This window comes from Bacillus sp. LL01 (assembly GCF_001037965.1).
This window is the reverse complement of sequence record NZ_LFEL01000087.1, coordinates 1-6,523: the sequence shown is the minus strand read 5'-3', so window position 1 is coordinate 6,523 and position 6,523 is coordinate 1. Positions and strand designations below refer to the sequence as shown.

Sequence of the window (6,523 nt, the reverse complement as noted above, 5' to 3'; positions counted from 1 at the left end):
GATTGTCATGAAATAAACTATTTGCTCCGACTACACGCATGGCTTGATCGACCACTTCATTCGCCGTGTTAACGACCATCATCTTAACCGCTGCTAACTCCGGTTTCATGAATGCGCGCTCTTCTATTGGCGTATCATCCCATTTTTTTGCGACCGAATGAAGAAAATGCCTACTCTGCATTAACTTTGCTTCATTTTCCCCAATACGTTGTTGCACATTTGGAAGTTCACTTATAGTTCCGTTAATACTATTTGGTGAATAAGTCTTAGCATAGTCAATCGCTGTTTGTTGAGCTGCCTGGGCAATGCCTAAATAGCAGGCAGGGATATGAAGCAACCAGCCCATTGCAGGCTTTTCACCACCAGTGAGTCGTTCTAATAAATAACGAGTAGGGACACGTACATCTTTTAGAATCAAGTCATGACTTCCGGTTGCACGCATGCCAACTGTATTCCACGTCTCCTCAATCGTTACACCCTCAATTTGACGAGGGATGAGAAAGTTTGCGATTCCATCGTCCTCATTATGAGAGGCCGTTACGATGAAATAATCAAGGACGGGTGCCATCGTCGTGAAGGTCTTTTTACCATTTATGACCCAGGCGTTCCCATCCCGTGAAGCAGTTGTTAGTGGCTTACCACCACGGGTAGGACTGCCGGTATCTGGTTCAGTTGCAGCAGCATTGATTAATTTGCCATCTCGTAACACTTCTTCAGCGATCTCTTTAAATAAAGTCGGGTCCCATTTTCCTTGTTCTCCTAAATTTTTTATGATCCCCATATGCCAACCAATTGAGAGGGCGGTAGAACCATCACCTTGGGCTAATAGCTCTTGAAGACGTACGAACTCATATAACGATATATCAGCTCCACCGTAACGTTTTGGAACAGTGAGACTCGTATAGCCGATTTGTTTTAGTTCTTCTATATTTTCAAAAGGAAAGCTTCGTTCTTGATCATGCTTAGCAGCTCGTTTATGAAATTGAGTGATGAGTGGTTGTAGATCTTTTTTTCGATCGTTTGATTGCTTTAATAATTGAGACACGGATATCCTCCTCATTCCTGAATCATACAAATAGGATACGCAAAGTTAGATTAAAACGCAAAAGGAAGACCTTCAACCTTTCTTTGATCTCAATTTTGATTCAGTCGTGAAAAAATATGTAGATTTTCGTTAAATTCCCAATGAAGATGCGACGTTTGCTACTATAGAGTAGGTAAAGCAAATAGGCACAATAAATTTGTCCATTTTTATAAAAAAGGTAAGACTGATTAGCCTTTTTGTTTAAGATTTTGTATAATACTTTCATAGATTAAGAGAGAGGACGTGACTCGTGTGCAAGGAACACGTTTTGAACATCGAAAAAAGAAGCGCATGAATACGGTTTTAAACGTAGCTATAGGATTAGTTGTTGTCCTAATTATCGTGTTTGCGGCGCAAATATTCCTCGGCTCTTCTGATACAGAAGATGTAGCACTTGAAATAGATGAAGAATCAGAAGAAAGTGTAGAGATTGAGAGTGAATCTGAACCTGCACCAGAAACAGATGAAACGACTGAAGCACCTGAAGAAGCACCTGATGAGGATGCTTTAGAGGAAGATGAAGACGAAGAAGGTACAGAAGAGGATGACTTAGAACCAGCAGAAGATGGAGAGTGGGAGCCAGTTGGTACAAACCAATCAGGTGACTTTTCACATGACTTTACAAGAGGTGGCACGAACTGGAATGAAATGGAGCGTGCACTTAGATATGCAACGGGTCTTGGAGAAGACATGATTACATGGCGTTTAGAAAATGGCGGTCCGACCTCTGTGATCGGAACAGTAAGTGCGCCTGATCAGCAAACGTCGCCATATCAAGTACGTCTTGAGTGGGTAGATGGACAAGGATGGCAACCCGTATCAAAAGAACAATTATCAAACAATCCATACAGAAGAGGATAATTAAAACACTGAATCTGTTTCTAAGATTCCTAAAAATTTAGAGACGGTTATTAAAGTCAGTCAGCTTGTTCAAAATGAGTTCGGTATTGTACCGGACTCATTTTTAATTTTGCCTTGTTTTAAAACAAGTTCACTGCTCTTGTAAGGAAGTTTGTTTTATTTTTACTAGGGTTAGATTATTTAAATTGGGTAAAGAAAAGAAAGAGATTAAAGATTGGAGGAAAATCAATTGAATGTTTTGTATTTACTTGCAGGACTAGCAGCAGTCACTACGGCAATTTTACATGGAAGATGGGGAGAAAAAACAATCATTCGAGAGTTGAAGCAAGCATCTATGACCGATTTGGCAAAAGCAGGATTTACGGTTGCTTGGCATCAAATCACAGCTATGCTTACTGTATCAGGTATCGCAATCATTGTTCTTTCATTTATCCCTTCAATGGTAGCTTTTGCTACGGCAGGCATTCTAATAGTCGTACTTTACTTAGGGAATATCTTGGTTTTTCTCACGGTTTGTAAGCGGAAATTTCCTGATGTAATTCGCAGTACCTATTATCCAGYATTTAATTCTGTAGCCATAATCGTTCTAATTATGTTAGGAATAATAGTAAAGAATGTTTAAATAGTTTGATGATGTCATAGAGTAAGATGGTTGTTTTTTTACAACAGAAGAGATAATATTATTTTTTTTTAGTTTGTATCATTAATAAAAAAATAAACATCTTTCCGAATCTTCGCTCATGTGCATTCACGAATAAACCAATATCATTGGAACCTTTTCATGGTGCTAATAGAATATTAAACAATATCCCACATTAAACCAGTTTATCTTTTTGAAATGGAGGGAACATATTACTAAGCACAGAGATAAGAGAGGATGATAAAGATGCTTAGAACAATTTTAATGATTATTGGTGCAATTGTAGTTATTAGTTTAATTATGTCTTTACTGTAAGACACATAAAAGGAAAGCCTGCTTCTTTAAATAAGAAGCAGGCTTTCCTTTGTTTTGATTGAACTTTTTTTCTAAGAAAGAAGGGAAAGACTTTAAATAAACAGAATAGTATGTATATAATAAACATACTAAACGGTTAGTATTTAAAGAGTTTAATGAAAGCGTATWCATAAAGGGGGAGAAATGATRTTAGAAGCGAAACAAGAAAAGCTGAAACCTGCTCAAGCAGTAGAAAGACCGGGTACTAAGGAAATGTTGAATTATGGTTTAGGTTTCTTTGGAATCATCCTAGTTTGGACGTTGGTAGGCTCTTTTCTAACCTTTTACTACACGGACGTGGCAGGGATATCCGCTGGGGTAGTTGGCACATTGATGCTTGTAGCTCGTCTATTTGACGGGGTAACAGATATTGGGATGGGAACGCTTGTTGATCGCACCAAGTCAAAGCATGGGAAAGCGCGTCCTTGGATTATTTGGATGACACTTCCACTGGCAATTGCGACGATCATGCTTTTTACTGTGCCAGATATCAGTATGACCGGGAAAATCATTTATGCCTACATTACATATATCTTATTAATTTTAGTGTATACAGCGATCTCGATTCCTTATAAAACCCTTCTCGGTTTAATGACTCAAGATCAACAAGGCCGTTCAATGACAAATGTATATACAGGAATTTTCACGATGTCGAGTACGCTTCTTGTGATGACAATGGCTCAACCATTAGCCTCTGCAATTGGTGGACAACTCGGATGGACGGTTGTTGCCGTACTAGCAGGAATCATCATTGTGACGACAAGCATTATTGCTTTTAGAGCAACAAAAGAACGTGTAGGAACATCTAGCACACAACCAAAAGATGATGTCCCGTTAAATCTGGGTTTAAAAGCGCTCATGACCAACAAATACTGGTTAATCATTACGGCTTATTGTGTCGTCACTTACACAGTGAATGCGCTACTTACAGGAGCAGGACTGTATTATGCCATTTATGTATTAGGAAGTGGAACGTATTTTTCTTTAATAAGTTTAGCATTGTTTATTCCGAGCATCATCTGCTTCTTCTTTATTGCTCCATTAATTAAGCGATATGGGAAACGAAATATCGCACTAGTTGTCTCAGTTATTGCTATTTTTGGTCCACTTGTGAAGCTTATTGATCCGACTAATGCTACGGTTTTTCTAGCAGGTACAGTGATTCAAGGTTTTAGTTTGATCCCAGTCTTGACCCTGCTCTATGCGATGATTAATGATACAAATGAATACAGTGAATGGAAAAATGGTTTCCGGACAGAAGGATTAATCAATAGTGCTGCAAGCTTCGGTATGAAAGTCGGAACCGGGGTAGGGAGTGCATTAATTGGGTGGCTGCTAGCATTTGGCGGTTATGTTGGGGCTGCTAATGAGCAATCAACAATGGCGATTACGATGATTCTTACCCTCAATATTTACCTGCCACTCGCGTTATGTTTTCTACAAGTATTCTTACTGTGGATGTATAAGCTTGATCGAAAGTATCCGATTATTTTAGCTGAGTTGGAACAGAGGAAGGTGTAAGTGGTATAAAAAAAGGTTAACTCAAAACGTTGATACTTATATGAAATGAAGAATAGCTTATCAAGTTGAGGAGTTAATTGAAGAAGAGGTTAGTCARTATTTGAGTGTGTGAGTAAATTTGAATGAAAAAAAAGAAAAGGACAATGTTCCGTCATTGTCCTTTTTACTATTTAACTTCCAAATATGGCTCGGACAACTAAGAAGAGAATGGAAGGTGCTAAGAGGCATCCTAAGCCCGTATAAAATGTTGCGGTCATAGCCCCGTAAGGTACAAGCTTAGGGTCTGTAGCAGCAAGTCCACCTGCAACACCACTAGTGGATCCCATTAATCCCCCATATACAATCGCTGATCGCGSGTTATTAAGCCCAATGTATTTTGCAATGAAGGGGGTTCCTATCATAATAAGTATCGCTTTAATTAACCCTGCTGCAATGCTTAATGCAATCACTTCAGAGCTTGCTCCTACCGCCGCCCCTGTTACAGGGCCAACAATATAAGTAGTTGTTCCGGCACCAATTGTGGCAAGACTGGCTGCATCTGTGTATCCAAAGGCTAGTGCAATCACAACCCCAACGATAAAGGATGACATAATCCCAACAAAAAGAGCTAATATTCCACTTAATCCTGCCTTCTTCACTTCTTCAAGATGAACACCAAATGCAGTAGCAATGATGGCAAGGTCTCGAAGCATGGCTCCACCCATAATTCCAATCCCTGCAAATATTGGTAGATCTGCTAGGCCCTTATCTCCACCGGTGGCAATGCCGCCAAAATAAGCAAGAGTTAGACCTAGAATGATCGCAATGGCTGAACCATGTACACGTCCTCTCGTTAATACCTTTGATAAAAAGTAGGAAATGTACATCATAATCCCAATCGCTGCAAAGGCTGTTACTAATCCGTTTTTCCCTAGTACTGAAATGACTGCATCTATCATTTAGTTCCCCCYTTTTTTTTATGCATCATGAGTATGATCAAAAGTGTCATTAGAATCTTTACCGACCTTACTAATAACAGGAACTAATGCGAAGCTTACAATAACAGCTAATGTAMCGGATAAAATAGCAACAGGACCACCTGCTATAGCTGAAACAACATTTTGTTGTGCTGCCATAGCGACTACTACGGGAATATAGATCGCACTCCAAAACTTAATGCCTTCTTCAGAAGGGATATCGAGTTTCTTTTTTCTACGTAAATAATCAATCACTAAGACTAACAGTACCATTCCAATTCCTACGCCACCGACATTTGCACTCACACCAATTAAGCTACCGATTAGATCTCCAAATAAGACTCCGACTAACATACAAACCGATAACAAGGCGACTCCATAAATAACCATTTGTTCATCTCCTTCTTTTAGTTATAAACTTTAGATTAGTAGTTCATGGTGTGAGAAAATTGAATTGAAGAGTTATGAGAGGACTAAGATGACAACGCTTACATAATGTGGTAAAGTCAACAGTCGACTATTCTATACCTCATATTAGTGAACAAGTTCTTAAAAAGCAAGATAAAATTTTAAATATTCAAAAAACATTGAATTTAAAATCTGATCTGTGTATAATGAAAATCGACAGTCGACTATTTACAAGTTAAGTTATTTTGTTTTTGAAGGAGATATTCCTAATGGAGCCAATTAAATTTAAAGATAATTCTTTATCCACTCAAATTGCTAAGAGAATTACCCAGCAAATTATTTCAGGTGAATTACAGCCAGGAGAGAAGTTGAGCGAATATATGTATGCTGAGGAATTTGGAACGAGCAGGGCTCCAGTTCGCGAAGCTTTATATCTATTAACAATTGAGGGGTTGGTAGAGAGGATCCCTAGAAAAGGGGCATTAGTAAAAGGATATACCTCTTCTGAAATTTGTGATTTGCTTGAAATTAGAACGATGCTAGAAGAGCTCTCTATGAAAAGAATAGCAGAACATGGCGTGAGGGAAATAAGCTTAGAAAAAATGAAAACAATTTTACAAAAGATGCACACTGAACAAGATAGTAAGCAATACACTCAACTTAATCATGATTTTCATATGTGTTTAATCGAAATGAGTG

Annotated in this window: 7 protein-coding genes; 4 read left to right on the top strand and 3 right to left on the bottom strand. The window is 38.5% G+C overall.

Annotated elements, in window-relative coordinates; all coding sequences use genetic code 11:
* On the bottom strand, positions 1-1,045 hold a 1,045-nt coding region (locus AB685_RS24915), incomplete at its 3' end, for an acyl-CoA dehydrogenase family protein (RefSeq protein ID WP_241773380.1).
* 291 nt (positions 1,046-1,336) lie between these two features.
* Here AB685_RS24915 and AB685_RS24910 point away from each other — a divergent pair.
* The 3 genes from AB685_RS24910 (at position 1,337) to AB685_RS24900 (ending at position 4,460) form a co-directional block, all read left to right on the top strand.
* Positions 1,337-1,945: a YrrS family protein gene (locus AB685_RS24910; RefSeq protein WP_047973281.1), complete on the top strand. Its 609-nt coding sequence runs from the start codon at positions 1,337-1,339 to the stop codon at positions 1,943-1,945.
* 229 nt (positions 1,946-2,174) lie between these two features.
* Positions 2,175-2,567 (top strand): hypothetical protein, encoded by a 393-nt coding sequence (locus AB685_RS24905; RefSeq protein WP_047973279.1) that lies wholly within the window; start codon positions 2,175-2,177, stop codon positions 2,565-2,567.
* 516 nt (positions 2,568-3,083) lie between these two features.
* Positions 3,084-4,460 (top strand): glycoside-pentoside-hexuronide (GPH):cation symporter, encoded by a 1,377-nt coding sequence (locus AB685_RS24900; protein WP_053073949.1) that lies wholly within the window; start codon positions 3,084-3,086, stop codon positions 4,458-4,460.
* A 170-nt stretch (positions 4,461-4,630) separates the two neighbouring features.
* On the opposite strand, the gene madM is transcribed toward AB685_RS24900, so the two are convergent.
* Positions 4,631-5,398, bottom strand: coding sequence for a malonate transporter subunit MadM (gene madM / locus AB685_RS24895; RefSeq protein WP_047973278.1), 768 nt, complete (start codon positions 5,396-5,398; stop codon positions 4,631-4,633).
* A gap of 18 nt (positions 5,399-5,416) precedes the next feature.
* Positions 5,417-5,806 carry a malonate transporter subunit MadL gene (madL, locus tag AB685_RS24890; RefSeq protein WP_047973277.1) on the bottom strand — a complete coding sequence of 130 codons (390 nt, stop codon included), beginning with the start codon at positions 5,804-5,806 and terminating at the stop codon, positions 5,417-5,419.
* A 287-nt stretch (positions 5,807-6,093) separates the two neighbouring features.
* Between madL and AB685_RS24885 the strand changes: the two genes are divergently transcribed.
* The coding region (locus AB685_RS24885; RefSeq protein WP_047973276.1) for a GntR family transcriptional regulator at positions 6,094-6,523 on the top strand (430 nt) is incomplete at its 3' end.